The organism is Mycobacterium decipiens (genome assembly GCF_963853665.1).
Taxonomy (GTDB): domain Bacteria; phylum Actinomycetota; class Actinomycetes; order Mycobacteriales; family Mycobacteriaceae; genus Mycobacterium; species Mycobacterium decipiens.
Window position 1 is genome coordinate 2,791,105 of record NZ_OY970459.1, and the last position, 23,803, is coordinate 2,814,907.

Here is a 23,803-nt window from a genome sequence, read left to right on the forward strand (position 1 = left end):
GGGGTGCCGCCAGCCCGGCAGCACGGGCTCGGGGCAGCTGGACTAGAATCCACTCCGTTGCAAATGGCCTAGTTTTCAACCGCCCGTCAACACGGCGTGCGGCATGCCCGCGAACTCTGAGGCGATTGTCGCTCCGGCCGGACATTGCGACTGGGCGACGTCGCGATCAGAGATGGTGATCGCCAAGTCATAGACCACCGCCACTGCCAAGTAACGAGCGATATACGCACACCTGTAGCCCTGATTGGGAGGAAGCCAGTCTAGCCCGGCGTCGCCCTTGGATAGGTTGGCCCTCGCGCTGACCGCCAGCAGGTTGACCGGGTCGTTAGCAAAGGCCGCGCGACGCGACTGATCCCAATGCCATGCTCCGGCATTCCACGCACGGTGGACGGCGAACAGGTGGTCAATATGGACAGCGGTTCCACCGGACGCGCTGTAGTGCACCACATCGCCGGTATAGAGGTCGTGCAAGGTGCCCGACTCGATGCGACACTCGTGCAGGTCCGCGGCGAATACCACATCAGTGAGTTGGACACGCAGGATGCGATCGCGGGTGCTGCACGCACTATGATCGCTCGGGTCACTCCAGGCTGGGCCAAACGAGCAGGCCTGGGACCGGGAACATCCACGCTCATAACCGGTCACGTTAGGCAACGAGTCCACCACCGTGAGCTGTGCCAGCAGCGCGCCGATGTTCTCATCAACCGCCGTCGACTTACGGGATTGCCACAAATCGCCAAGCTTGCCCGGCAGTGAAGACAGAGCTGACAGCTCCCTGGGAAGCCCGCCTAGCACGCCGCCGAGATCGATAGGCCAAACGCCGGTGCCAGCCCCTACGCTGATCACGATCAATAACGGCCACACCAAACGACGAAACGATCGTCGCCGCAACCTTTTCATCTCCCACCCCTCCATGAATCTGATGCGGACCAATACTTGGCCTACTCCTCGGGCAGAAATTCCGAGGATTCCCGTGGCGGCACACCCCGCTGCTGGTATTCCTGCTCCCCGCCCGGCGGCGAGAAGCGCTTTGGCGGCGTTGAAGTCGCAATAGTAGACCGCGTCGCACGCTGGGCAGGTCCAGGTGCAGAACTGTGCCGGGACCTCGTCGAGCACATGCTTGCACCTAACGGCCGAGCAGCTTTTGCCCGACGGCAGTGCATCGTTGAACACCGCCCGGCGACACCCCCGAACCCCTGCTCAGGTTCCTGACCTGAGCAGGTGTTGGTTCGATTTGGCATCGGTCACGCACTTGCACGCCAACACCATAAGCGCAAGCACCGACAATGCCGACCTTTCGGCGTTCCCGCCACAGCATGTTGGGCTTGTCCCCGGTTTGGTGGACACACCCGGCTTGTCTTCACAAAGCGCTGCATTGACGTTGTCCCGATCGTCGTGGAATTTGGGGTCGCGGTCCCTCACCTGAGTCCTGCCGGTTGGTAGGTCTTCGGGTGAACATCCAAGAACACCTCGAAAAGGGAGTAAGGGACCGCCGTGAAGAAGACCGTACCTACTGTTGGCCTTGCTGACGCGTCTGATGCTGTGGCGTTGTTGGATTTGCCGGAGGAGATCGCGTTGGCGATGGGTGGACCCAAGGGCAAGCATGACGCGGGCCGGGCCGCGGTGCGCCATGGCACCGGGAAGGGATCGGTGACTCTGGGTGGGCGCCGAATACCGGTCCAGCGGCCGCGGGCACGCACCCTCGACGGACACGAGGTGCCGCTGACCTCCTATGAGCATTTCGCCGCCGACGATGTGCTCACCGAGGTGGTGATGGAGAAGATGGTGGCCGGGGTGGCCACCCGCCGGCACGCGCGCACCGCCGAGCCGGTCGGTGACACCGTCAGCGCGACCCAGAAATCCGCGTCGAAGTCGGCGATCTCGCGCCGGTTCATCAAGCTGACCAAGACCGCGCTGGCCGAGTTGATGGCCCGTGACCTGAGCGACCACGACATCGCAGTGCTCATGGTTGATGGTGAGCAGCTGGCCGAACGCACTGTGGTGGTGGCCTTGGCGATCACCGCCGACGGGACGAAGGTGCCGGTCGGGCTGCGCGACGGCTCCACGGACAACAAGACCGTGGTGGGGGCACTGCTGGCTGACCTGGTGCAGCGCGGCTTGAACGTCGATGACGGGCTGCTGGTGGTTATTGACGGCGCCAAGGCCCTGGCCGCCGCGGTGCGCGACGTGTTCGGCGAGCAGGCCCTGGTCCAAAGGTGCACTCTGCATAAGCGCAGAAATGCCGCTGACCACCTGCCCGACAAGGATAAGGACTGGGTGGACGCCAAGCTGGTCAAGGCGTTGCACCACCCCGATCCTGCGCAGGGGCTGCGCAACGCTCAACACCTGGCTACCCAACTGGACAAGACCTATCCGAGCGCGGCTGGCTCACTGTGTGAGGGGCTCGACGAGATGTTCACCGTGGCCCGCCTGGGCATCGATGGTCTGCTGGCCAAGACCCTGACCAGCAGCAATCCGATCGAGTCGATGATCTCGATAGCCCGAACCACCAACCGCAACGTCACCCGCTGGCGTGACGGGCAGATGGTGCTGCGCTGGACCGCCGCGGGCATGCTCACCGCCGAACGATCCTTCCGCCGCGTCAAGGGCTACAAACAGATGCCCCAACTTGTCGCCGCCCTTCACCGCCACGCCCACCCCAAAGAAAAGACCGACACCGAACCTGCGGGATCCGCCGCCGCATAGAATGACCGTGGATCGCCAGTCAAAAATCCACGCGATTCGGGACATGCCCGCCTCCGGGCCCTGTTGGCGTCGGGGAGCTTGGGCCAGCACCACCCTGAGGGATCTCCGAAGCCGAGCGGCTGGCTTCCCGGCACACCGAATCATGCTGTACGCCAAGGACCGCGGCCACACCCGACCCACCCGGGGTGCATCCCAACGCGGCAATGCGAAGCAACTGCACCTACGAACTTGGGGACACCGCCGGCCCACCTCGATCGCGGACAACCACGAACAAACCCCCACCACGACCCGGAGCGATTCCTCTCCGATGTCGACGACGAACCCGTCTGACGTCAGGACCGGCTGGTCAGGATTGACAGCGCGATGGCGGTGATCTCGTCCGCCACCCCGACATAGCGTGTCAGATGCCAAGTGCGAGCGACATCTTCGATGAAGCTGATCGCCGCAGCGACGAGCAGTCGCGCGTGGGTAACACTAGTCGCGGGCACCAGCTTCTCGATCAGGTCGATCCACAGGCCCTCACGGTCGGTTTGATTTCTCAGATAGCCGTCACGCACCTCACTGGAGGCGTGGGACAGTTCAGTCACGCACACGGCAACGAGGTCCGGAGCGTCCAGGCTGATCCGGACGTGGCCTTCAACAAGTCCACGCAGACGCTGTGCCGCTTGCTGATTCGCGCGCAACACGCGAATGCACTCCAGGCTCCGCCACTCATCGAGGCGGCGGACGAGCGCGTCCAGGATAGCCTGCTTGGAGGAGAACGAGCGGTACAGCCCGGGGCCCGCGATTCCGGCGCCCTTCCCGATTTCGCTGGTACTGACCGCCGGATAGCCCTGCGCACGGAACAGACGCGCGCCCGCGGCAAGCAGCGTTTCGTAGCGGGAAAACAGGGCATCTTGTTCGCCGTTTGCGGCAGCGGCGGCCGGGAGCGGCTTCAGCTCGCAAACAGGAGGCGTCCGCGCCGCGGCCATACACGCTTGGTATAGGCGCTCTTTGAGCTCTTCAGGCGGCAGGGTCAGATTGTGCCGTCCCAGGCTGGTCAGCGTGCTGGATACCGCCCACGCCCGCAGCTCCGAGTGCTGCGGGCTCAGAGACGGCACCTCCAAGAGGACGCTATCGCGCATGCCGGCGACGATCGCGTTGATGCGGCGCCGGACCTCTGCGCGGTCGCCGTCGTTGAGGTAACGGGCCTCGCGCTGCCACAACACCGTCAAGGCCCGAGATGCCACGGCCGCCGAGATTAGATCGGGGAGATCAACGTTCAGCGGCCGAGGCGTCGGCTCCGCCTCGCCGTCGGTGAGCCGACGCGCGCTCTGATATTGATCCTGGCCGGTTCGGATCGTCTCGGCGAGCAACGCCTGCTTGTTGTCGTAGTGGCGGTATAACGCACGCGCGGTGACTCCGGCCGCCTCGGCGATGTCCTCCAATTTGACCGAATGAAAGCCACGGTCGATGAAGAGCCCGACGGCCTGCTCCAGAATCTGCTTCTTTCGGTCCTTTGGCCTGCGCCTAATGGGTTGGACGACGGACTCCATCGACTCGAACCCCCTTCTTCCGCACCGGAGCCACAACCCCTGCCAACAGCATCGCCTACAGCTTCATCCCGCTCTGCCGCTCGAAGTCGGCAAGGTCAAAGTAATCGCTGAAGCGCGTGATCTTGCCATTCTTGACCTCAAACACGCCGGTCACCGGCAGCTCGACCGTCCGGCCGTCGTACATGGTGAAGTAATCGACGCGCTCGACCAGCACCAGGCCGGGCTCGGTGGCCAGTGCGAGGATATCGAGCTTGGCGTCGGAGAACGCGTCCAAAAACGCTTGGAAAATCGCCCGGATACCGGCAATGCCCTTGATCGGCGTAACCGGCACGTTGTGGTAGACCGCGTCATCGGCAAAGGCGCTGCAGATGGTTTCGAGGCAGCGATCCTGCCAGGACCCGAGAAAGTCGCGAACAAGCTTCTCGCTGGCTTCCTTGGTATCGGTCATGCGAATAGCTCCTTAGGCGTCGCGCCGATGACCCCCAACCGCGATCCACCATCGCAGTACTGATAAAATACATCATCTAGCCATGATGCGCTATCACATGCTGTTTAGCGGATGGCCTACCCTCTTCTGCGCGTATCAGCTATAGACATATAGATCAGGTTCGTTGGGGGAGCGGCGCTTGCATGGCATTTCGATCCCGGCTACGAACTCACGGTCGCGCTCAACCAATTTCCGGCACACTCGCCAGGCGCACATACGCCGAGGCCGCCTCCGCGCGATTCGTCGCGTGCAGCTTCCGTAGCACCCTCTTGACATGGGACTTCACCGTGCCCGCCGAGATCACCAGCTCGTCGGCGATCTGTTGATTGGTGCGTCCGCCCGCCATTAGCCGCAGCACCTCAATCTCACGCCGGGTCAGCATGGTCATCACCCGCGTCTGCACTTCGGCCAATGACCTTGCGGCAGGGCCACGTTCGACCGGCTCGATCTTGCGCAGATCCAGATCGGCGTCCTGCAGGCCGCGGGCGGCTTCGTCTGCGGACGCCAAGGCGTGGCGAACCTCCGCGTTAAGTCGGCGCATTCGCTCCAGCAGAACCGTGCGCTCGTAGGCATATCCGAATCCCTCAGCGAATGCCCATACCGTGTCGCGATCGATCTCGTCCACCGTGCGGCCCGAATACAGCCGGTCGGCATGCAGGAACCCGATCACCTTACCCGTTGGCATCACCGGTGCGGCGACGTAGGAATGCGTCAACGAGAAATCGACGATTGGTCGGTTGACCCGCGGGTCGTTGCGCGCATCGCGCACAATTGCGGGCGCGTGCCGGCGGATCATCTGCGTTTCGATCAGCATGTGGTCTAGCAGCGGCGCCACCGATTGGGCGAAGGCGACCATCTTCTCCGCACCCTCGCGGTCGTCGCCAAAATACGCCGATTCCATGACCATCCGGCCCTCGTGCACCCGAAAGAGCACCGCACGATCGAATCCGCACGACTCCACCAGTTCACGCGGCGCCCGGTCGACGATCATCGCGACATCATCGACAGCACGCAATTTGCTCAAGCCTTCCTGCACAGCCAACAGTGCAAGGGTGCGCCGCGCCGCACCGTCTTCGATCAGTTCCCGCTCGAGCGAGGACAGATCCGACAGCGCGTCAAACGCGTTGAGTGCGTGGGCGTCGCCGAATGCCTCCAGGGCGTTGCGCACGATGGTGGCCTTCGCGTCCACCGCCTCGGCCACGACGGCGATGGGGTCATCGGTGGGATCGATCCCGCGATCGCCGAATGCGTCCCGATAGTGGCGCGCGGCGTCGGTTTCGGAGACCGGGCGTGACGCCCAGCCGGGGTGGTCACCGTCAGCCAGGGTGTCGAACGAACTGGGATCGGGCAGACCGCTAGCAGCCATCACTGTGCTCACTGTCCTCTCGCCACCGCGACATTGTGGTCGAAATCAGAAATTCCCCTCGTACGGGGGCAAGAGTCCTCCCCAACGGGGGATCGCTTTGCTACCACAGCTAAAAGAGGCTGGTTGACATGTCAACAGAGACCGTTTCGGGGACCGAATCCGCCGTAAAACTTCTCACCGAACCACTTGGTGTGGCCAATCCGTACCCGCTCTATGACCGACTGAGAGAGGTCTCGCCCGTGGCGGGATACCGGGACTGGCCACCCGGAACCGTTCCCGGTGCCGACGAGCCGGTCACCGCCTGGGCGCTGTTCGGATACGACCAGGTTTTCGCGGCTGTCCGAGACGCCGCGACCTTCTCGTCGCGAGACCCTCTACAAGAGGCGTCCTCGGCGCCGAGCCTCATGCTGGTCAATACCGATCCGCCGAAGCATGAAGTCGAACGAAAACTGGTCAGCCAGGCTTTCTCGCCGCGGCGGGTGAAGCGGCTGGAGGAGTGGTTGAACGAGCTGGTACCACGGCTGCTCGACGACCTCGGCTCCGGCGACGTGGAGGTGATGGGTTTTGCCGCCGAGGTTCCCACCCGGGCCATGGTGCGGATGCTGGGATTGCCCGACGGAGACCACGTTCGCTTCCGGCGATGGGCCAACGCGTTCATGCTGTCATCGTCACTCACGCCGGACGAGCGCATCGCGAGCAACCAGGAGATGGTGGCGACGTTCGCCACCCGACTCGCCGACCACACCGCCCGGCTAGCGGAGCGCGAGACCAGCGACGACGTCGAGGATGCCGAAGACCTCATATCCGCGCTATTGCGCGCCGAGGTTGACGGGCAGCGGCTCACGCCCGAAGAGATCGTCCGGTTCTGCGTGACGTTGGTGGTCGCCGGCAGCGAGACCACGACGTTCCTGATCGGCAATCTGTTGCATGCGCTGGCGCGAGAACCCGAAATCACGGCGCGGATTCGTGCCGACCGAACGCTGCTGAACATCTTTGTGGAGGAGACGATGCGAGTGGACGGGCCGCCCCAGCGGCTGTTTCGCATCACTACCCGCGATGTCGAGGTCGGCGGCAAGCTGATCCGCAAGGGGGAGTGGGTGGCATTGTTCTTCGGCTCGGCCAATCGCGACCCCATGGTCTTCCCCGACCCCGGGCGGCTCGACATCGACCGGCCAAACATCCGCCAGCAGCTCTCGATGGGACATGGCCTGCACTTCTGCCTCGGTGCCGCGCTGGCCCGGCTGGAGGTCATGGCGGTGCTCAACGCGGTGCTCGATCGCCATCAGGGGATCGCGCTGACCGACGACCCCGGCACCAAGCAGACCGCTAGTCTGCTGACCCATGCCTTTGTCCGTCTGCCCCTGCACCTGTCATGACCACCACCATCGAGTTCCGCAATATCGAAGCGACGCAGGCGATTTACGCTGCGGTGCCGGCCGGTGACCTGGCCACCGCGCTCGAGCACCTCGATCCAGACGTGCGCATCACCTACTACGGAACCGAACAGATCCCCTACGCGGGCGATTACCGGGGCATCGAGGAAGCGATTACCTTCTTCGCCAGGGTCGGTCAGACGATCGAGATCGTCGAGATGCAGGCGTGGAAGTTCATTGCTCACGGTGACGACCTCGCCACCTGGGGCCACCAGCGGTTCCGGCGGCTTGCCACCGGACACGAGTGGGAATCGGAGTTCGCGCACATCATCACGCTGCGCGACGGTCGCTGGTTGCACTTCCGGGATTTCATGAACTCCGCGCTCACCTTGCAGGCGTTCAGCCAATGAAAAGTCCCATGGGTGTCCGATGAAGGTCAGGGCCGACCGCGAGATCTGCATGGCCGCCGGTGTGTGCGTGATGACGGCCGATGCGTTCTTCGACCAGGATGCCGCCGGCATTGTGCTGCTGGCCACCGACGAGGTGCCGGCCCGCGAGGAGGGCAGGGTGCGTAACGCGGTGCGGTTGTGCCCGTCGGGGGCGCTGGAACTAGTGCCGGACTGCGGTGCCCGGCCACCGTGACTCGAGTGGCCAAGCATCATTCCGGAGTGCGACTTAGGACACAGTACTGCTAATTTACATCATGACAGATATATGGCGATTAGCATCGCTTTTTACCGAACAAGTGCCCACTAGGCCGCGTATTGGTTATGGACATCTGGCCCGTGGGCCGCGTACGCTCACAAATGTCACTGATTTGTACCTACCGGTCCGGGGGGCCAGCGTGAGCAACTCCGCCCGACGACACAGCATCGAATCCCGGTGGTGCGCGGCGCCATGGTGACGTTGCTCGATCAAGCCCCGCATCCGGTCACCAGGCCGGTCCGCGCGATGGGCGACTTCTTCGCGATGTCACTGGACACCTTCGTATGCATGTTCAAGCCACCTTTTGCGTGGCGTGAATACCTCCTTCAGTGCTGGTTCGTGGCGCGGGTGTCGACGTTGCCGGGGGTGTTGATGACGATCCCGTGGGCGGTGATCTCGGGGTTCCTCTTCAATGTCCTGCTGACCGATATCGGTGCCGCGGATTTTTCCGGCACCGGCTGCGCGATCTTCACTGTGAACCAGAGCGCCCCCATCGTCACGGTCTTGGTGGTCGCGGGCGCGGGCGCCACTGCCATGTGTGCCGATCTGGGTGCCCGAACAATCCGCGAGGAACTCGACGCGCTGCGGGTCATGGGCATCAACCCGATCCAAGCGCTGGCGGTTCCTCGGGTGCTGGCCGCCACCACCGTGTCGCTGGCGCTGAGCTCGGTGGTGATGGCGACGGGCCTTATCGGGGCGTTCTTTTGCTCCGTATTTCTCATGCACGTCTCGGCGGGTGCCTGGGTGACGGGTCTGACCACGCTTACCCATTCGGTCGACGTCGTGATCTCGTTGATCAAGGCGACGTTATTCGGGCTGATGGCGGGACTGATCGCTTGTTACAAGGGCATGTCGGTCGGCGGTGGCCCGGCCGGCGTCGGCCGGGCGGTGAACGAAACCGTGGTGTTTGCCTTCATCGTCTTGTTCGTGATCAACATCATCGTCACCGCCGTCGGTATCCCGTTCATGGTGCCATGAGGTGAGCCCATGCCGCGCATGACAAAAACCCTTGTGGGCGAATGGAATCGGATGGGATCGCAAATGCGGTTCTACATCAGCACCCTGGCCGGGATTCCCGACGCCGTCATGCACTACCGCGGCGAGCTGTTACGGGTGATCGCACAAATGGGGTTAGGAGCCGGAACCCTTGCGGTGATCGGCGGAACGGTGGTCATCGTCGGGTTCTTGGCGATGACCACCGGCGCAATCGTGGCGGTGCAGGGCTACAACCAGTTTGCTTCGGTGGGTGTGGAGGCCTTAACCGGTTTCGCGTCGGCCTTTTTCAATACCCGGGAAATTCAGCCGGGCACCGTGATGGTCGCGCTGGCGGCCACCGTCGGCGCCGGCGCCACCGCTCAGCTGGGCGCGATGCGGATCAACGAAGAGATCGACGCGCTCGAGGTAATCGGTATCCATAGCGTCAGCTACCTGGCCAGCACCCGAGTTCTGGCCGGAGTGGTCGTGGCCGTCCCGCTCTTCTGCGTGGGCCTCATGACGGCCTTTTTGGCCGCACGCGTCGGCACCACCGCCATCTATGGACAGGGATCCGGTGTGTACGACCACTACTTCAACACGTTCCTGCGCCCGACCGACGTGCTTTGGTCGTCGTTTGAAGTCGTCGTGGTCGCGCTCATGATCATGCTGGTATGCACCTATTACGGGTACACGGCGCACGGCGGGCCGGCCGGGGTTGGCGAGGCCGTCGGCCGGGCCGTGCGGGCCTCGATGGTCGTCGCGTCGATCGCGATAGTCATCATGACGCTCGCCATCTATGGCCAGTCCCCCAACTTTCACCTGGCGAGTTAGCACCATGGGTCGCGGGCCGGGTCGACACCGTCTGCACGACGCGTGGTGGACGCTGATCCTGTTCGCCGCGATCGGCGTGGTTGTCCTGGTGACGGCGGTGGCCTTCACTGGCACCTTCCGCTCCTATGTGCCGGTAACGCTGACGGCCGACCGCTCCGGGCTGGTCATGGACGACGGCGCCAAGGTCATGATGCGCGGCGTGCAGGTCGGTCGGGTCGGCCAAATCGGCGGCGAAAAGAAAGGGGCCAGCCTCAAGCTGGAGATCGACCCCGATCAGATCCGGTATATCCCGGCCAATGTGGAAGCACAGATCAGCGCCACCACCGCATTCGGCGCAAAGTTCGTCGACCTGGTGATGCCGCAGCACCCCAGTCATGCTCGGCTTGCCGCGGGGGCGGTATTGCATTCGAAGAACGTCAGCACGGAGATCAACACGGTCTTCGAAAACGTCGTCGACCTGCTGAACATGATCGATCCGCTCAAGCTGAACGCGGTGCTGACCGCCGTGGCCGACGCCGTGCGGGGACAGGGCGAACGGATAGGCCAGGCCACCACCGACCTCAACCAGGTGTTGGTGGCACTCAACGCGCGCAGCGACACCATCGGCCAGAACTGGCGTTCACTCAAAAACTTCACCGACACCTATCACTCGGCCGCCCAGGACATCCTGACCATCCTGAACGCAGCCAGCACCACCGCCACCACCGTCGTGAATCATTCCGCACAGCTGGATGCGTTGCTGCTCAACGTCATTGGCCTGTCAAATACCGGAACCAACCTGCTGGGTTACAGCAGGGACAATCTCGTCGCATCGGTCAACGTGCTTGAGCCGACCACAAACCTGCTACTGCGGTACAGCCCCGAGTACACCTGCTTCCTGCAGGGGGCCCAGTGGTACCTCGACAACGGGGGCTATTCGGCGTGGGGCGGTGCCGATGGCCGGACACTGCAACTGGATGTGGCACTGCTGTTGGGCAACGACCCCTATGTCTATCCCGACAACCTGCCGCTCGTCGCGGCCAGCGGCGGTCCCGGCGGAAAGCCGGGGTGTGGGTCACTGCCGGATGCCACCAAGAACTTCCCGGTGCGCCAGCTCGTCACCAACACCGGATGGGGAACCGGACTCGACATCCGGCCCAACCCCGGCATCGGGCATCCATGCTGGGCCAACTACCTACCGGTGACCCGCGCGGTGCCCGAGCCGCCGTCGGTGCGTCCGTGCATCCCCGGGCCGGCGATCGGGCCGAACCCCGCGGGCCCGCCGCACGGGGCGGCGCTGTACGGGCCGGGCGGCGTGCCGCTGTGGCCGGGGGTGCCTCCGGCGGAACCGGGCCCGCCACCACCACCGTGACCGCCGATCCGTAGCAGTAGGAGACCAGCCATGCGGGAGAACCTGAAGGGCGTCGTGGTACGCCTCGGCATCTTCCTGACGGTTTGCCTGCTGACCGCGTTCGTGCTGATTGCCGTCTTCGGGGAGTTCCGATTCGGCGAAGGCAAGACCTACTACGCCGAGTTCACCAACGTGTCCAATCTGCGAGAGGGCAAGCTGGTCCGCATCGCGGGGGTTGAGGTCGGCAAGGTCAAGAAGATTTCCATCAACCCGGACGCGACGGTGCGGGTTGAGTTCACCGCCGACGACTCGGTCATCCTCACGCAGGGATCCCAGGCGGTGATCCGGTACGACAACCTATTCGGCGACCGCTATCTGGCGCTGGTAGAGGGGGCCGGCGGGCTCAACATACTTGGTCCCGGCCAAACGATTCCCCTGGCCCGCACCAAACCGGCGCTGGATCTGGATGCCCTGATCGGCGGCTTCAAGCCGCTGTTTCGGGCGCTGAACCCCGACCAGGTCAACGCGCTGAGCCAACAGTTGCTGCAGGCGTTTCAGGGACAGGGCCCCACGATCGAGTCATTTCTGGGCCAGGCCGCGGCCGTGACCAACACCTTGGCGGACCGGGACCAGCTGATCGGGCAGGTGGTCATCAACCTCAACGTGGTGCTGGGCTCGCTGGGCGGTCAGAGCGAGCGGTTGGACAAGGCGGTGATGTCGCTATCGCAGTTGATTCACGGGCTCGCGGAACGCAAGACCGACATCTCCAACGCGGTGGCCTACACCAACGCCGCCGCTGGCTCGGTCGCCGACCTACTGGCGCAAGCCCGCGCGCCGTTCACCGACGTGGTTCGCGAGACCGACCGGGTCGCGAGCATCGGGCTGGCCGACCACGACTATCTCGACAATCTGCTCAACACGCTGCCGGACAAGTACCAGGCGCTGGTCCGCCAGGGCATGTACGGCGACTTCTTCGCCTTCTACCTATGCGATGTCGTGCTCAAGGTCAATGGCAAGGGCGGCCAGCCCGTGTACATCAAACTGGCCGGTCAGGCCACCGGACGGTGCGCGCCCAAATGAAATCATTCGCCGAGCGCAACCTGCTGGTCACCGGCGCCGTCGGTATCGTCGCCGTGGCCGGAGTTGTGCTGGTCGCCCTGGAGTACCAGCGGCTGCCCTTCTTCAACCGGGGCAATAGCGTCTCCGCCTATTTCGCCGACGTAGGCGGGCTGCGGACCGGAAACACCGTCGAGGTCTCCGGCTATCCGGTGGGCAAGGTGTCCAGCATCTCACTCGACGGGCCCGGCGCGCTGGTCGAGTTCAAGGTCGACAAGCACATTCGGCTCGGAGACCGCACCGAGGCCGCGATCAAAACCAAGGGCCTGCTGGGTAGCAAGTTCCTCGAAGTCACACCCCGTGGCGAGGGCCACCTCGACGGTCCCATTCCGACCGAGCGGACCATGTCGCCCTACCAGCTGCCCGACGCGCTCGGCGACTTGGCAGCCACGATTAGCGGATTGAACACCGGCCTGCTGTCGGAATCGCTGGCCACCCTGTCGCAAGCCTTTGCCGATACACCGGCAGATTTCCGGAACGCGATCAACGGGGTGGCCCGACTCGCGCAGACCCTCGATGAGCGCGACGCGCAACTGCGCAGCCTGCTCGACAACGCGGCCAAAGCAACGGGGGTGCTGGCCAATCGCACCGACCAGATCGTCAGCCTGGTGCGCGACACGAGCGCGTTGTTGGCGCAGCTACGAACCCAAAGCGCCGCCCTGGATCAGATCTGGGCGAACATCTCCGCGGCCGCAAGACAATTGCGCGGTTTCATCGCCGAGAATCGACAGCAGCTGCGGCCGGCGCTCGACAAGCTCAACGGGGTGCTGGCGATCGTGGAAAACCGCAAGGAACGCGTGCAGCAGGCCATCCCGCTGATCAATACCTATGTCATGTCGCTAGGCGAGTCGCTGTCATCCGGCCCGTTCTTCAAGGCATATGTGGTGAATCTGCTTCCCGGCCAGTTCGTGCAACCATTCGTCAGCGCCGCCTTCTCCGACCTGGGGCTCGACCCGGCCACGTTGCTGCCGTCGCAGCTGACGGACCCGCCGACCGGCCAACCCGGTACTCCGCCGTTGCCGATGCCGTACCCCCGGACGGGCCAGGGTGGCGAGCCGCGGTTGACCCTGCCCGACGCAATCACCGGCAATCCCGGCGACCCGCGCTATCCGTACCGGCCGGAGCCGCCGGCCCCGCCGCCGGGCGGTCCACCGCCCGGGCCGCCCGCGCAGCAGCCGGGAGGTCAACCGTGACAACAGGATTGCGGCGTGCCCGCTCCGGGTTGGCGACCGCCCTCGCTTTGGTGCTGGTCGCGGGCGTGATCGTCGCAATGCGCACCCGCAGCGACGCCGCCCGAACAATCGTGGTCGCCTATTTCGACAACAGCAACGGCGTGTTCGCCGGTGACGACGTGCTCATCCGGGGCGTGCCGGTGGGAAAGATCGCCAAAATCGAACCGCAACCGCTGCGATCCAAGATCTCGTTCTGGTTCGATCGCAAGTACAAAGTCCCCGCCGATGCCAAGGCGGCGATCCTGTCGCCGCAGCTGGTGACGGGCCGGGCTATCCAGCTGACGCCGCCCTACACTGGCGGGCCGACCATGGCCGACGGCGCGATCATCGGCCAGGGCCGCACCATGGTGCCGGTCGAGTGGGATGACTTGCGAGCACAACTCCAGCGGCTAACCGAGTTGCTGAAGCCCACCGAGGCCGGCGGCGTCAGCACGCTCGGCGCGCTGATCAACTCCGCCGCCGACAACCTGCGCGGGCAAGGGCCCAGCATCCGCGACACCATTGTCAAACTGTCCCAGGCGGTATCCGCACTCAGCGACCACAGCACAGACATCTTCGCCACGGTGAAAAACCTCTCGACGCTGGTGACGGCGCTGCACGACAGCGCGGATCTGCTCGAGCAGCTCAACCGCAACCTGGCCGCGGTCTCGTCGCTGCTGGCCGACGACCCGACCCAGATCGGTCAAGCGGCCGAGGACCTCAACGCGGTCGTTGCCGACGTGCAGGGCTTCGCCGCGGAGAACCGCGAGGCGATCGGCACGGCATCGGACAGACTCGCGTCGATCAGCAAGGTGTTGGTCGACAGCCTCGACGACATCAAACAGACGCTACATATCGCCCCGACCGTATTGCAGAACTTCAGCAACATCTTTGAACCGGCCAACGGTGCGCTGACCGGCGCGCTGGCGGCCAACAACTTCGCCAATCCGATCGCCTTCCTGTGCGGAGCAATCCAGGCCGCCTCCCGGTTGGGGGGCGACCAAGCCGCGAAACTCTGCGTGCAGTACCTGGCGCCGATTATCAAAAACCGTCAGTACAACTTTCCCCCGCTAGGGGAAAACTTGTTTGTCGGCGCGCAGGCCAGGCCCAACGAGGTCACCTACAGCGAGGAGTGGATGCGGCCCGACTTCGTAGGGCCGGCTCCAGCTACCCAGCCTGAGCCGGTTACCAACTCCGAGACCGTGGCTACTGACCCCACGGCCGGTCTGCCGGGCATGATGCTGCCTCCGGGAGTGGGCTGATGAGACAAGGTTTCTCGCGCTCGTTGCGCTCCTTGCGTAGTGGGGTCGTCAGTTTGGTGATGATCGCCGCCGTCGCCGCGCCATCCGGCTGCGGCTGGCGCGGACTGAATTCGCTGCCGCTGCCCGGCACGCGCGGCAGCGGTCCGGGGTCCTACGCGATCCAGGCACAGATGCCCGATGTCAACAACATTCAGCCGAACTCACGAGTGCGAGTTGCCGACGTGACGGTCGGTCATGTGACGAAAATCGAGCGTCAGGGCTGGCATGCGTTGGTGACCATGCGCCTGGATGGCGACACAAACCTGCCCGCCAACGCAACGGCCAAGATCGGCACGACCAGCTTGCTGGGTTCATACCACATCGAACTCGGGTTGCCGAAAGGCGAAGCGCCGCAAGGAAAGCTGCGCGACAGCTCGCTCATTCCGCTGTCGCGCGGCGGTGCCTACCCGAGTACCGAGCAAACGTTGGCGGCGCTGTCGCTGGTGCTCAATGGCGGCGGACTGGGCCAAGTGCAGGACATCACCGAGGCGTTAGGCACCGCGTTTGCCGGTCGTGAGCGGGATCTGCGCAGCCTGATCGGCCAGCTGGACAGATTCACCGCATACCTCAACGAGCAGTCGGACGACATCATCGCGGCCGCCGACAGCCTGAACCGCCTGGTTGGCAAGTTCGCCGAGCAGCAACCCGTCTTAGATCGGGCCCTGGCGACCATCCCCGATGCGCTCGCGGTGCTGCGCGACGAGCGCGACAAGCTCGTCCAGGCAGCCGATCAGTTGAGCAACTTCAGCGCCCTGACCGTCGACTCGGTCAATAAGACCAAGGCGAACCTGGTCCGGGAATTGACGCAGCTCGGACCGGTATTGGAGTCGCTGGCCAACGCCGGCCCCAGCCTGACCCGATCGCTGTCGCTGCTGGCCACCTTCCCGTTCCCGAACGAGACGTTCCAGAATTTCCAGCGCGGCGACTATGCCAACCTGACCGCGATCGTCGACCTCACACTCAGCCGTATCGACCAGGGACTGCTTACCGGCACCCGGTGGGAGTGTCATCTGACCCAGCTCGAGCTGCAGTGGGGTCGCACCATCGGCCAGTTCCCCAGCCCGTGCACCGCGGGCTACCGGGGTACCCCCGGCAATCCGCTGACCGTTGCCTACCACTGGGACCAAGGGCCCTAGATGCAGCACCTACCGCGCCGAGTCGTTATTCAGCTGGCCATCTTCACGGTGGTCGCGCTGGGCGTGCTAGCCGTCACGTTCCTGCACTTCGTGGGGCTGCCGGCGATGCTGTTCGGCGTCGGCCGCTACACGGTGACCATGGAGCTACCGGAAAGCGGCGGGCTGTACAGCACCAGCAACGTCACCTATCGCGGCTTCGCAGTCGGCCGGGTGGAGTCGGTGCGGCTGACCGACATCGGCTCCAGAACCGGCGTCTTGGCGGTGTTGTCACTGAAATCGGGCATCGATATCCCGTCCGATCTCAAAGCCGAGGTGCACAGTCGAACCGCGATCGGCGAAACGTACGTCGAGTTGTTGCCGCGCAACGGCACCTCACCGCCGCTGCGGGACGGCGACGTCATTGCACTGGCCGACACCTCGGTGCCACCCGACATCAACACCCTGCTCAGCGCAACCAACACGGCCTTGGGGGCGATACCGCACCAGAACCTGCAGACCGTCATCGACGAGTCCTATACCGCGGTGGCCGGGCTAGGCCCGGAACTTTCCCGCCTGATCATGGGATCGTCGGGCCTGGCGATCGATGCTCGCAAGAATCTCGACCCACTGCTGGCGCTGATCGACCGTGCCCAGCCGGTTCTCGATTCCCAGACTCACACATCGGACGCGATCGCGGCCTGGGCAGCACATCTGGCCGCCCTCACCACGGAATTGCAGACCCACGACGAGGCCGTCGCCAGCCTCATCGACACGGGCGGCCCGGCGTTGGGGGAGGTAGCCACGCTGCTGGAGCGGCTGCAACCTACCTTGCCCATCCTGCTGGCCAACCTCGTCAGCGTTGGGCAGGTCGCGCTCAGCTACCACAACGACATCGAACAGCTATTGGTGGTGTTCCCCATGGCCGTCGCCGCCGATCAGGCCGGCATCGTCGCCAACGCGAACACCAAACAGGCGTACCGGGGTCAGTATCTGAGCTTCAACCTCAACCTCAACTTGCCGCCGCCGTGCACCACCGGGTTCCTGCCGGCCCAGCAGCAGCGGATCCCTTCGCTGGAGGACTACCCGCACCGCCCGGCCGGCGATCTGTACTGCAGAGTGCCGCAGGACTCTCCGCTCAACGTGCGCGGCGCCCGCAATATCCCATGTGAAACGGTGCCGGGCAAGCGCGCACCCACCGTGACGTTGTGCGAAAGCAACGAGCAGTACGTCCCGCTGGGCGACGGCAACAACTGGAAAGGCGACCCCAACGCCACGCTGTCCGGTCAGGACATCCCGCAGTTGCCGCCCGGGCTCCCACCGCCACCGCCCATTGCCGCCGCCGAGTATGACCCGGCCACCGGCACCTATATCGGACCCGACGGTCGCCAGTACACCCGATCCGACCTGGCTCAAGCCACGCCGAAGGAACAGACATGGCAATCGCTGCTGCTGCCGCCGCCGGGGTCTTGATGGCGCTGGCGCACAGGGTCACCAAACACGAAGGACGGAGGATGGTATGAGCGTTGTAGCCGATCCCGAACTGCCCGTAGGCGACCGCACCGACGTCGAGGGCAGTCCGGAGCCGAGCGGCCAAGAGGCTGTGTCCGCACCGCGGCGAATAACAATGTTCGGTCTGGCCGTGGTCGTTGCGTTGGCGACGCTGGTGGGCTGGTTGGGATTTCGCGTCCACCAGTCGCACCAGGCGCAGGCCCAGCGAAGTCAATATTTGCAGGTGGCCAGGCAGGCGGCGGTAAACTTGACAACCATCGACTACCAGCACGCCGATGCGGACGTGCGCCGCATTCTGGACGGAGCGACAGGCGAGTTCTACAACGACTTCGCCCGGCGCTCAGGCCCATTCATCGAGGTGCTTAAGCAAGCGAAGGCCGACACGGTCGGCACGATCACCGAGGCCGGGCTTCAGACGCAGACCGCCGACACGGCCCAGGTTTTGGTAGCGGTATCCGTGCGGACCTTCAATGCCGGTGAAGCGGACCCAGTTCCGCGGTCATGGCGCATGCGGATCACCGTCCAGAAGGTCGGCGATCAGGTCAAGGTATCCAACGTCGGATTCGTCCCATGAGCACGGTCAAGCGGGTGATCGCCTACCGGCTGCTGCCCGGACTGGCGCTGCTGCTGGTATGTGCCGCAGGCTTTCTGAAATGGCAGGACACCTCCGTCCGCGCCGCTGCGGTCGCCCGCGCGGAATCCGTCCACGCCGCCACCGAAGGCACCATCGCGCTGCTGTCCTACCGGCCCGACACCGTGCAGCAGGACCTTGACGCCGCGCGGGGCAGGCTGACCGGCGAGTTTCTGAACGCCTACACGTCGCTGACTCACGACGTGGTGATCCCGGGCGCCAGACAGAAGCAAATCTCTGCCGCTGCAACGGTACCGGCCGCCACCTCGGTATCGGCGACTGCCAACCACGCCGTCGTCCTGCTCTTCGTGAACCAGACCATCATCGTCGGTCAGGGCATGCCGACCAGCACCGCATCCAGCGTTCGAGTCACCCTGGACAAGATCGACGGGCGTTGGCTGGTCTCACAATTCGACCCCGTCTGAACCCGGTGCCGGCCCCGGACGGAAAGGAGAACCTGACATGCACTATCGACAGCCGATCCTGTCTGCTTTGTTCGTCCTGGCTTCCAGCGCCATACTGGGTGCCCCCACGGCGCGCGCTGACAACAAGCGACTCAATGATGGCGTGGTCGCGAACGTCTATACCGTTCAACATCAGGCCGGCTGCGCCAACGACGTCAAGATCAACCCGCAATTGCAACTAGCCGCCCAGTGGCACACACTCGATGTGCTGAACAACCGAAATCTCAACGGCGACATTGGTTCTGACGGGTCCACACCGCAAGACCGCGCGAATGCCGCCGGTTACCACGGCAAGGCCTCCGAAACCGTTGCGATCAATCCCGCGGTGGCGATCAGTGGCATCGAGTTACTCAACCAGTGGTATTACGAACCAGCGTATTTCGCGATCATGTCCGATTGCGCCAACACCCAGATCGGGGTGTGGTCGGAAAACAGCCCGGATCGCACCGTTGTGGTTGCGGTGTATGGCCAGCCTCAAACGGGACCTCCGCCGCCGATGGCCATGCCGGAGAACGTTCCGATCGACCCCAGCCCCGACTACGACGCCAGCGACGAGATCGAATACGGTATCAGTTGGCTTCCCTGGATCCTGCGCGGCGTCTACCCGCCGCCCGGCATGCCACCCCAATAGCCAAGGAGCAGAACGTTGTTTGGCAATAGAAGCGGCTACTCCGCCGGTGGTTGGTAGCGCGCTGCCGAGTTCCTCAGCTGCCAGATCTGGGCAGGGCAGAGTAGCCGTACCGCGTACGAGACCAGGTAATTGGCCGCGAACTCATCGTTGGGCGTCACGTCAGTCTTAACATCACCTAGCACGTCGGCGTAGCTTGCGCCCGCGGTGACCTTGTCGCAGATCCCGTGACCGTAGCCAAGCGCGTCATTGTCCGGAAAGTTGTAGTGCCGCCGCACCGCAACGTTATACAGATACTCCACCTCGGGAGCCGGCGCGGCATCCGAACGCGGTGCTATCACAAGTGGCACCACGCCGACAGCGGCGGCAACAATCAAAGCGGCCGGCGACGGCCAACGCTTCATAGCTGACATGATACGTAGTTGCACCGGGGGATGAGCCGGTAATGAAGAAGGTGCTCGGCCGGTGCGCCACGCAGGTCAGTCGATCATTCCCCGGGGCGCGCCGGTGCTATCCGCGGGTCGATAAGGTCACGGAACCTTTCCGCCGGATAGACGGACGCACCCAAGCCTTCGACCCGGTCGACCAACGCCCTGTCCGATGTCACCACTCGTATCTCATGTGGTCGGGGGTCCGCGTGCACCAACCGGACGATCTCGTCGTCGGCCGAGTTGGCGGCCGCCTTGGGCGCATGCGCCACCTCAACTACCGATGAACGCATGACGGTTGATGGTGGCCGCTCGAACACCACCGTCACGTTGTCGTCCCGGGCCTTAGCAGCTGCCCAATGATCAAGCCTTTCCACGAGCACCGCCATCGCGCGATTGCGATCCCGCCACCACCCGTCCGGACGACTCCCGATCACGTTCATGCCATCGATGATCCACCGCACACCTCACGGTACGACGATGTCCCGCCGCGCTACCACCATCTGCGCTTTCGAGACTTCTTCAGTTCCTGTTGGAACTTCTGGTAATGCTCCAGAGCGAATCGCTCTTCCAACGCCCCCAGGGCGTTCACGACCTCTAGGTGCGAAAGGAGCAGCAGCCCGTTCAACTGAAGGACTTGTTCGCGACCAGTGGGAACCTCCTGCCCGTCCTCGGTGTTGGCGAGCAAGAAGTCGCGGAGCGCCTGGCTGCTGGTCATGCGCTCGGGGATCTTCATTTGCCGCAAGACTGTGGCCATGTCGGGGTTGGTCACAACACTCTCCTTCGCTAGTCCTTCGCTATCGAGCAGTAGCGCAAGCGTAGGAGATCCACCCACGGCCTGCGGATGGGCTTAGGGCTAGAGCTGTGACGGCAGAGTGTAACGAGTCGAAAGTCGCGGGCTGCTACGCCAAGCGCTCACCATCGGGCTCATCGCCCGGGTCTTCCGGGGTCTTTTCGTCCTCCTCGGCCGGCCCGGTAGCCGATGCTAGCCCTGCCTTGGAGCTGCCGGCGGCCGGTGCGCCCGCCCCCATTCCGCTGCCTAGCGGTGCAGCTCCACTCATCGCCGACGAGCCGGCGTTGGCGGCGGCCGACGCCATCGGCGAGGAGGACCCCTCGAGCAACTGGGCCATCAGCGGCGTGCGTGCGGCCGATCCAGCTTCGCCGGGCAGCAATCCCGCGCGCATCAGTCCCGCACCTGCGCCTACACCCGAACCACCAGGCCCGCGGGACATCAGGCCGGCCCCGAACGTCAACGCACCCGCGGCATTGTCGTCGGTATCCCCATACATCCGGGCGATGTCCGTCAGCGCCGTCCCCGCACGCATCAGCTCCTCTTGAGCCGCGGCGTTCGCACCAATCATCTGGGTAGCCTCCGTCGCGAACGCCATCGCAGCCAGTGCGGATACCTCTTCGCCCCCTGCGGGTATCACTCCGGTCACCGTCGACATCGTCGCCGCACTACCGGCCGATAGGCCACGGCTTCCGATTTCGATCAGTTGTGATCCGATGTCGCCAGCGGCCGGATCGTGTGACATGGAATCCATCTGCGTTTGCTCCTGTGTATTTGTACGCGGACTCAAACGGCCGCAAAATCCGGTCCAGCTACGCCGGACGATGAGACAATTCTAAACCCGCTGCGGGTTCGCTGACCCGCTAAGCCGCAGAAATCGGTTTGCGGACCGACTGGCCTAGCTCCGGACCACCGCTGAGCCGAGGCAACGACAAGACCCAGCTTCGCGTATGCGCAGGTGGATACCACGCGCCAGCGCTAGTCGAATGTGACGGACCCAGCCGCGGCAGCTGGGCTATTGCGCAGGTCACATCACGGTTCTGGCCTACCACCCCCGCCGGTCGGCCCGGCTCCCCGGCGCGACGTGAGCACAATGAGCAAAACCGCGAAATCGTTGCTTATTCCAGCTATCGCCTACAAGCGCGACACAGGTACAGCGGCACCGTAAGTTCAGTCCCAACAAATACCGAAGCAATCGGGCGGTATGCGACGCCGGGTAATTGCGCAGCCGAGAGATGAATCGCGAATAGACATTTCCGTGTCTCTTGCATGCGCAGTCGGCGACAGACAAGCGAGGAGTGCATAAGTGCAATCCATGTCATTTCATCCAGTCGTTGCAGACATCGGAGGACAAGTGTTCGACATCGGTAGCCAGGCCGTAGAAGCCGCTTCGAAAGCGTCGAAGTCGGTGACCGGGCTAGCTCCCGCCGGAGCCGACGAGGTCTCGGCACAGGCGGTCATCGCGTTCGAGGCAGAAGCCGCCTCGATCCTTTCCCTGAACAAAGCCGCACAGGAGGAGTTAATGCGGGCGGGTGAGGCGTTCACGCAGATCGCGCAGACCTATACCGAGGCAGACCAGGCCGCCGCCGACGCCTTGGTGTTCGACGCCCTGCTGTGGCCGGCCCCTGGCTTCTCGCCCGGCGCCTGGTTTCCCGCGTGAACGAAGCGCGCAAAATCGCGGAATAGGCACATATTCCGACAATCTCCCAAAAGAGCAACACGGCGCAGAGGCTCCCCAAGTTCGGTAACCGAATACATCGCATGATCACAACACGCGAGCCCGCCATGCCCGTGCCAAAGCTATTCACAATGGCGTTCCCACGCGCGCATAATGCGTCGGCGCAACACAGACAAGGAATCAGAAAATGGTCGCTTTGGGCACCATCAACGATTGGCTACCGCCGCATGGCCTGGTTACTACGTGGATGGCCTCACCTGCGGCACGTGCAGCTGCTCGGTCTGCGCGGCGCAGCCAACTGGCTCCGAGCTATCAGAGGGCTCGACACCTCTCGAGCAGCTACCAAAGCCAGGTGCTGAACAGGGAGCAACCCCGCCTGATGGTCGTGGCCTGGGACCTGCCCGGCGTGTGTGACATTCCGGCGATGACCGCAGCGATCAATCTGCATGTTCGACGTCACGACGCCTACCACGATTGGTTCGAACTCGACAACGAGGTCTTTGTGCGCCGCACCATCGACGACCCAGCAGACATCGACCTCATCCCCGCAAGTTTCGGATACATGAGCGCCCAACAGTTGCGCGCACACGCCTTGACCACGCCGGCAACGCTTAACTGGGATTGCTTCACCTTCGGCATCATCCAGCACCCTAGCTACTTCACGTGCTACGCCAGCGTCGATCAGCTGCACGTCGACGACATCTCCGCCAGCTTGATCTTCTTGGACATCTGCGGGATGTACCGGGGTCAGCCGCAGGTCGCGGCCCTGTCCCGGACTGCCAGCTATCGCGACTACGCCGCCCGGCAGCGCGACAAGGTGGCGAGCCTGACCCTGTCGTCCCCCGAGATCAAAGACTGGATCGAGTTCGCGCGCGCCACCAACGGCGACTGGCCGGGCTTCCCGCTGCCACTCGGCGACACCTCGGCGAGCAACAGAGGCGACTTTCTGACGGTCGAGTTGCTAGACGCCGCCGAGACGCAGGCATTCGACACGGCCTGTCGTGCGGCTGGTGCCCGCTTCAGCGGGGGAGTTCTCGCGTGCGCGGCACTGGTCGAGCGGGAGTTGACCGGAACCCAGACCTATCACGGATTCACCCCCCGCGACACGCGGACGCCGGCCATCGACACAACGACGGTGGGTTGCTTTGCCAACTTGGTTCCGATCACCGTGCCGATCGGCGGCGGCTCGTTTCCCGAGACGGCTCGCGCAGCGCAGCATAGCTACGATACCGCCAAGCATCTCGCTAACGTGCCGTTCGAACGGGTACTGGAATTGGCCACTCCGGAACAGCTGGGCATCACGGTGCGAAGGCCTCCGGCAATGCGGGTCTCGTTCCTCGATCTGCGCAAGATCCCTGACGCCGCGGGGTGGGACAAGACGAATTTCGGTGTCTACAGCGACAATCTGTCAAACGGCGGGATCAACCTGTGGATCAACCGGCACGCCGAAAAGACCACGATGACGATCTCGTTTCCGAACAACCCCGACGCGCGGATGTCGGTGTGCCGCTACACCGTGACACTGATTGAGACGTTCGCGCGCGTGGTCAAGGACACCTCAGCGCAGGTGACAGCCCAAGCAGATTCGTCCGAGCTCTCGGCCAGCTGAGCGATTTCTCCGCCC

25 protein-coding genes are annotated in these 23,803 nt (G+C 64.0%); 17 read left to right on the forward strand and 8 right to left on the reverse strand.

Annotation, left to right across the window (positions count from 1 at the left end; translation table 11 throughout):
• Positions 1 to 75: 75 nt before the first annotated feature.
• Positions 76 to 864 carry an HNH endonuclease family protein gene (locus tag AADZ55_RS12465; RefSeq protein ID WP_242670288.1) on the reverse strand — a complete coding sequence of 263 codons (789 nt, stop codon included), beginning with the start codon at positions 862 to 864 and terminating at the stop codon, positions 76 to 78.
• A 693-nt stretch (positions 865 to 1,557) separates the two neighbouring features.
• Between AADZ55_RS12465 and AADZ55_RS12470 the strand changes: the two genes are divergently transcribed.
• Positions 1,558 to 2,706, forward strand: coding sequence for an IS256 family transposase (locus AADZ55_RS12470; protein ID WP_423202397.1), 1,149 nt, complete (start codon positions 1,558 to 1,560; stop codon positions 2,704 to 2,706).
• Between the two features lie 332 nt (positions 2,707 to 3,038).
• On the opposite strand, the gene AADZ55_RS12475 is transcribed toward AADZ55_RS12470, so the two are convergent.
• From AADZ55_RS12475 to AADZ55_RS12485, 3 genes are all read right to left on the reverse strand, one after another.
• A complete protein-coding gene (locus AADZ55_RS12475) occupies positions 3,039 to 4,241 on the reverse strand; it encodes a TetR/AcrR family transcriptional regulator (RefSeq protein ID WP_085326784.1) in 1,203 nt (400 codons plus the stop codon).
• A gap of 55 nt (positions 4,242 to 4,296) precedes the next feature.
• A complete protein-coding gene (locus AADZ55_RS12480; RefSeq protein ID WP_085326785.1) occupies positions 4,297 to 4,689 on the reverse strand; it encodes a limonene-1,2-epoxide hydrolase family protein in 393 nt (130 codons plus the stop codon).
• A 220-nt stretch (positions 4,690 to 4,909) separates the two neighbouring features.
• The gene (locus AADZ55_RS12485) at positions 4,910 to 6,094 is read right to left on the reverse strand and encodes a LuxR C-terminal-related transcriptional regulator (protein ID WP_085326811.1); all 1,185 of its coding nucleotides are present in this window, start codon (positions 6,092 to 6,094) and stop codon (positions 4,910 to 4,912) included.
• Positions 6,095 to 6,222: 128 nt separating this feature from the next.
• Here AADZ55_RS12485 and AADZ55_RS12490 point away from each other — a divergent pair, with 128 nt between their 5' ends.
• The 14 genes from AADZ55_RS12490 (at position 6,223) to AADZ55_RS12555 (ending at position 19,286) form a co-directional block, all read left to right on the forward strand.
• Complete coding sequence (locus AADZ55_RS12490; protein WP_085326786.1) at positions 6,223 to 7,470, forward strand: cytochrome P450; 1,248 nt, start codon at positions 6,223 to 6,225, stop codon at positions 7,468 to 7,470.
• The gene (locus AADZ55_RS12495; RefSeq protein WP_085326787.1) at positions 7,467 to 7,877 is read left to right on the forward strand and encodes a nuclear transport factor 2 family protein; all 411 of its coding nucleotides are present in this window, start codon (positions 7,467 to 7,469) and stop codon (positions 7,875 to 7,877) included. The genes AADZ55_RS12490 and AADZ55_RS12495 overlap by 4 nt, the downstream gene beginning before the upstream one ends.
• 19 nt (positions 7,878 to 7,896) lie before the next feature.
• Positions 7,897 to 8,109: a ferredoxin gene (locus tag AADZ55_RS12500; RefSeq protein WP_085326788.1), complete on the forward strand. Its 213-nt coding sequence runs from the start codon at positions 7,897 to 7,899 to the stop codon at positions 8,107 to 8,109.
• Between the two features lie 255 nt (positions 8,110 to 8,364).
• Entirely contained in the window at positions 8,365 to 9,150 is a 786-nt protein-coding gene (locus AADZ55_RS12505) for an MlaE family ABC transporter permease (protein WP_085326812.1), read from the forward strand.
• Positions 9,151 to 9,168: 18 nt separating this feature from the next.
• The gene (locus AADZ55_RS12510; protein WP_085326813.1) at positions 9,169 to 9,978 is read left to right on the forward strand and encodes an ABC transporter permease; all 810 of its coding nucleotides are present in this window, start codon (positions 9,169 to 9,171) and stop codon (positions 9,976 to 9,978) included.
• A gap of 4 nt (positions 9,979 to 9,982) precedes the next feature.
• Complete coding sequence (locus tag AADZ55_RS12515) at positions 9,983 to 11,329, forward strand: MCE family protein (RefSeq protein WP_085326790.1); 1,347 nt, start codon at positions 9,983 to 9,985, stop codon at positions 11,327 to 11,329.
• A gap of 30 nt (positions 11,330 to 11,359) precedes the next feature.
• Positions 11,360 to 12,388 (forward strand): virulence factor Mce family protein, encoded by a 1,029-nt coding sequence (locus AADZ55_RS12520; protein ID WP_085326791.1) that lies wholly within the window; start codon positions 11,360 to 11,362, stop codon positions 12,386 to 12,388.
• Positions 12,385 to 13,617 carry a virulence factor Mce family protein gene (locus AADZ55_RS12525; protein WP_085326792.1) on the forward strand — a complete coding sequence of 411 codons (1,233 nt, stop codon included), beginning with the start codon at positions 12,385 to 12,387 and terminating at the stop codon, positions 13,615 to 13,617. Before AADZ55_RS12520 ends, AADZ55_RS12525 begins: the two co-directional genes overlap by 4 nt.
• Entirely contained in the window at positions 13,614 to 14,897 is a 1,284-nt protein-coding gene (locus tag AADZ55_RS12530; RefSeq protein WP_085326793.1) for a virulence factor Mce family protein, read from the forward strand. Before AADZ55_RS12525 ends, AADZ55_RS12530 begins: the two co-directional genes overlap by 4 nt.
• The gene (locus AADZ55_RS12535) at positions 14,897 to 16,072 is read left to right on the forward strand and encodes a virulence factor Mce family protein (RefSeq protein ID WP_423202309.1); all 1,176 of its coding nucleotides are present in this window, start codon (positions 14,897 to 14,899) and stop codon (positions 16,070 to 16,072) included. The genes AADZ55_RS12530 and AADZ55_RS12535 overlap by 1 nt, the downstream gene beginning before the upstream one ends.
• Positions 16,073 to 17,521 (forward strand): MCE family protein, encoded by a 1,449-nt coding sequence (locus tag AADZ55_RS12540; RefSeq protein ID WP_085326794.1) that lies wholly within the window; start codon positions 16,073 to 16,075, stop codon positions 17,519 to 17,521.
• 46 nt (positions 17,522 to 17,567) lie between these two features.
• A complete protein-coding gene (locus tag AADZ55_RS12545; protein WP_085326795.1) occupies positions 17,568 to 18,134 on the forward strand; it encodes a mammalian cell entry protein in 567 nt (188 codons plus the stop codon).
• The gene (locus AADZ55_RS12550) at positions 18,131 to 18,616 is read left to right on the forward strand and encodes a hypothetical protein (RefSeq protein ID WP_085326796.1); all 486 of its coding nucleotides are present in this window, start codon (positions 18,131 to 18,133) and stop codon (positions 18,614 to 18,616) included. Before AADZ55_RS12545 ends, AADZ55_RS12550 begins: the two co-directional genes overlap by 4 nt.
• 37 nt (positions 18,617 to 18,653) lie before the next feature.
• Positions 18,654 to 19,286, forward strand: a complete 633-nt coding sequence (locus AADZ55_RS12555; RefSeq protein ID WP_085326797.1) for a CAP domain-containing protein — start codon at positions 18,654 to 18,656, stop codon at positions 19,284 to 19,286.
• 35 nt (positions 19,287 to 19,321) lie between these two features.
• On the opposite strand, the gene AADZ55_RS12560 is transcribed toward AADZ55_RS12555, so the two are convergent.
• The 4 genes from AADZ55_RS12560 to AADZ55_RS12575 all read right to left on the reverse strand — a co-directional run bounded on the left by AADZ55_RS12560 (position 19,322) and on the right by AADZ55_RS12575 (position 21,255).
• Positions 19,322 to 19,687: a DUF732 domain-containing protein gene (locus AADZ55_RS12560; RefSeq protein WP_085326798.1), complete on the reverse strand. Its 366-nt coding sequence runs from the start codon at positions 19,685 to 19,687 to the stop codon at positions 19,322 to 19,324.
• Positions 19,688 to 19,770: 83 nt separating this feature from the next.
• Complete coding sequence (locus AADZ55_RS12565) at positions 19,771 to 20,175, reverse strand: NYN domain-containing protein (RefSeq protein WP_085326799.1); 405 nt, start codon at positions 20,173 to 20,175, stop codon at positions 19,771 to 19,773.
• A 29-nt stretch (positions 20,176 to 20,204) separates the two neighbouring features.
• Positions 20,205 to 20,483, reverse strand: a complete 279-nt coding sequence (locus AADZ55_RS12570; RefSeq protein ID WP_085326800.1) for a hypothetical protein — start codon at positions 20,481 to 20,483, stop codon at positions 20,205 to 20,207.
• Positions 20,484 to 20,613: 130 nt separating this feature from the next.
• Positions 20,614 to 21,255, reverse strand: coding sequence for a PE family protein (locus tag AADZ55_RS12575; RefSeq protein ID WP_085326801.1), 642 nt, complete (start codon positions 21,253 to 21,255; stop codon positions 20,614 to 20,616).
• 561 nt (positions 21,256 to 21,816) lie between these two features.
• Between AADZ55_RS12575 and AADZ55_RS12580 the strand changes: the two genes are divergently transcribed.
• On the forward strand, positions 21,817 to 22,161 hold the full coding sequence (locus AADZ55_RS12580; RefSeq protein WP_085326802.1) for a PE family protein: 345 nt from the start codon (positions 21,817 to 21,819) through the stop codon (positions 22,159 to 22,161).
• A 205-nt stretch (positions 22,162 to 22,366) separates the two neighbouring features.
• Positions 22,367 to 23,788 (forward strand): condensation domain-containing protein, encoded by a 1,422-nt coding sequence (locus AADZ55_RS12585; RefSeq protein WP_085326803.1) that lies wholly within the window; start codon positions 22,367 to 22,369, stop codon positions 23,786 to 23,788.
• The last annotated feature ends 15 nt before the right edge of the window (positions 23,789 to 23,803 follow it).

What these genes read in the sequence shown, in the direction of transcription:
- AADZ55_RS12520 (WP_085326791.1), top strand. Translation starts at nt 11,360, where the DNA reads ATGCGGGAGAACCTGAAGGGCGTCGTGGTACGCCTCGGCATCTTCCTG.
- AADZ55_RS12580 (WP_085326802.1), top strand. Translation starts at nt 21,817, where the DNA reads ATGTCATTTCATCCAGTCGTTGCAGACATCGGAGGACAAGTGTTCGAC.
- AADZ55_RS12535 (WP_423202309.1), top strand. Translation starts at nt 14,897, where the DNA reads ATGAGACAAGGTTTCTCGCGCTCGTTGCGCTCCTTGCGTAGTGGGGTC.
- AADZ55_RS12515 (WP_085326790.1), top strand. Translation starts at nt 9,983, where the DNA reads ATGGGTCGCGGGCCGGGTCGACACCGTCTGCACGACGCGTGGTGGACG.
- AADZ55_RS12550 (WP_085326796.1), top strand. Translation starts at nt 18,131, where the DNA reads ATGAGCACGGTCAAGCGGGTGATCGCCTACCGGCTGCTGCCCGGACTG.
- AADZ55_RS12560 (WP_085326798.1), bottom strand. Translation starts at nt 19,687, where the DNA reads ATGAAGCGTTGGCCGTCGCCGGCCGCTTTGATTGTTGCCGCCGCTGTC.
- AADZ55_RS12510 (WP_085326813.1), top strand. Translation starts at nt 9,169, where the DNA reads ATGACAAAAACCCTTGTGGGCGAATGGAATCGGATGGGATCGCAAATG.
- AADZ55_RS12480 (WP_085326785.1), bottom strand. Translation starts at nt 4,689, where the DNA reads ATGACCGATACCAAGGAAGCCAGCGAGAAGCTTGTTCGCGACTTTCTC.
- AADZ55_RS12500 (WP_085326788.1), top strand. Translation starts at nt 7,897, where the DNA reads ATGAAGGTCAGGGCCGACCGCGAGATCTGCATGGCCGCCGGTGTGTGC.
- AADZ55_RS12585 (WP_085326803.1), top strand. Translation starts at nt 22,367, where the DNA reads ATGGTCGCTTTGGGCACCATCAACGATTGGCTACCGCCGCATGGCCTG.
- AADZ55_RS12545 (WP_085326795.1), top strand. Translation starts at nt 17,568, where the DNA reads ATGAGCGTTGTAGCCGATCCCGAACTGCCCGTAGGCGACCGCACCGAC.
- AADZ55_RS12575 (WP_085326801.1), bottom strand. Translation starts at nt 21,255, where the DNA reads ATGGATTCCATGTCACACGATCCGGCCGCTGGCGACATCGGATCACAA.
- AADZ55_RS12485 (WP_085326811.1), bottom strand. Translation starts at nt 6,094, where the DNA reads ATGGCTGCTAGCGGTCTGCCCGATCCCAGTTCGTTCGACACCCTGGCT.
- AADZ55_RS12495 (WP_085326787.1), top strand. Translation starts at nt 7,467, where the DNA reads ATGACCACCACCATCGAGTTCCGCAATATCGAAGCGACGCAGGCGATT.
- AADZ55_RS12475 (WP_085326784.1), bottom strand. Translation starts at nt 4,241, where the DNA reads ATGGAGTCCGTCGTCCAACCCATTAGGCGCAGGCCAAAGGACCGAAAG.
- AADZ55_RS12505 (WP_085326812.1), top strand. Translation starts at nt 8,365, where the DNA reads ATGGTGACGTTGCTCGATCAAGCCCCGCATCCGGTCACCAGGCCGGTC.
- AADZ55_RS12490 (WP_085326786.1), top strand. Translation starts at nt 6,223, where the DNA reads ATGTCAACAGAGACCGTTTCGGGGACCGAATCCGCCGTAAAACTTCTC.
- AADZ55_RS12525 (WP_085326792.1), top strand. Translation starts at nt 12,385, where the DNA reads ATGAAATCATTCGCCGAGCGCAACCTGCTGGTCACCGGCGCCGTCGGT.
- AADZ55_RS12555 (WP_085326797.1), top strand. Translation starts at nt 18,654, where the DNA reads ATGCACTATCGACAGCCGATCCTGTCTGCTTTGTTCGTCCTGGCTTCC.
- AADZ55_RS12540 (WP_085326794.1), top strand. Translation starts at nt 16,073, where the DNA reads ATGCAGCACCTACCGCGCCGAGTCGTTATTCAGCTGGCCATCTTCACG.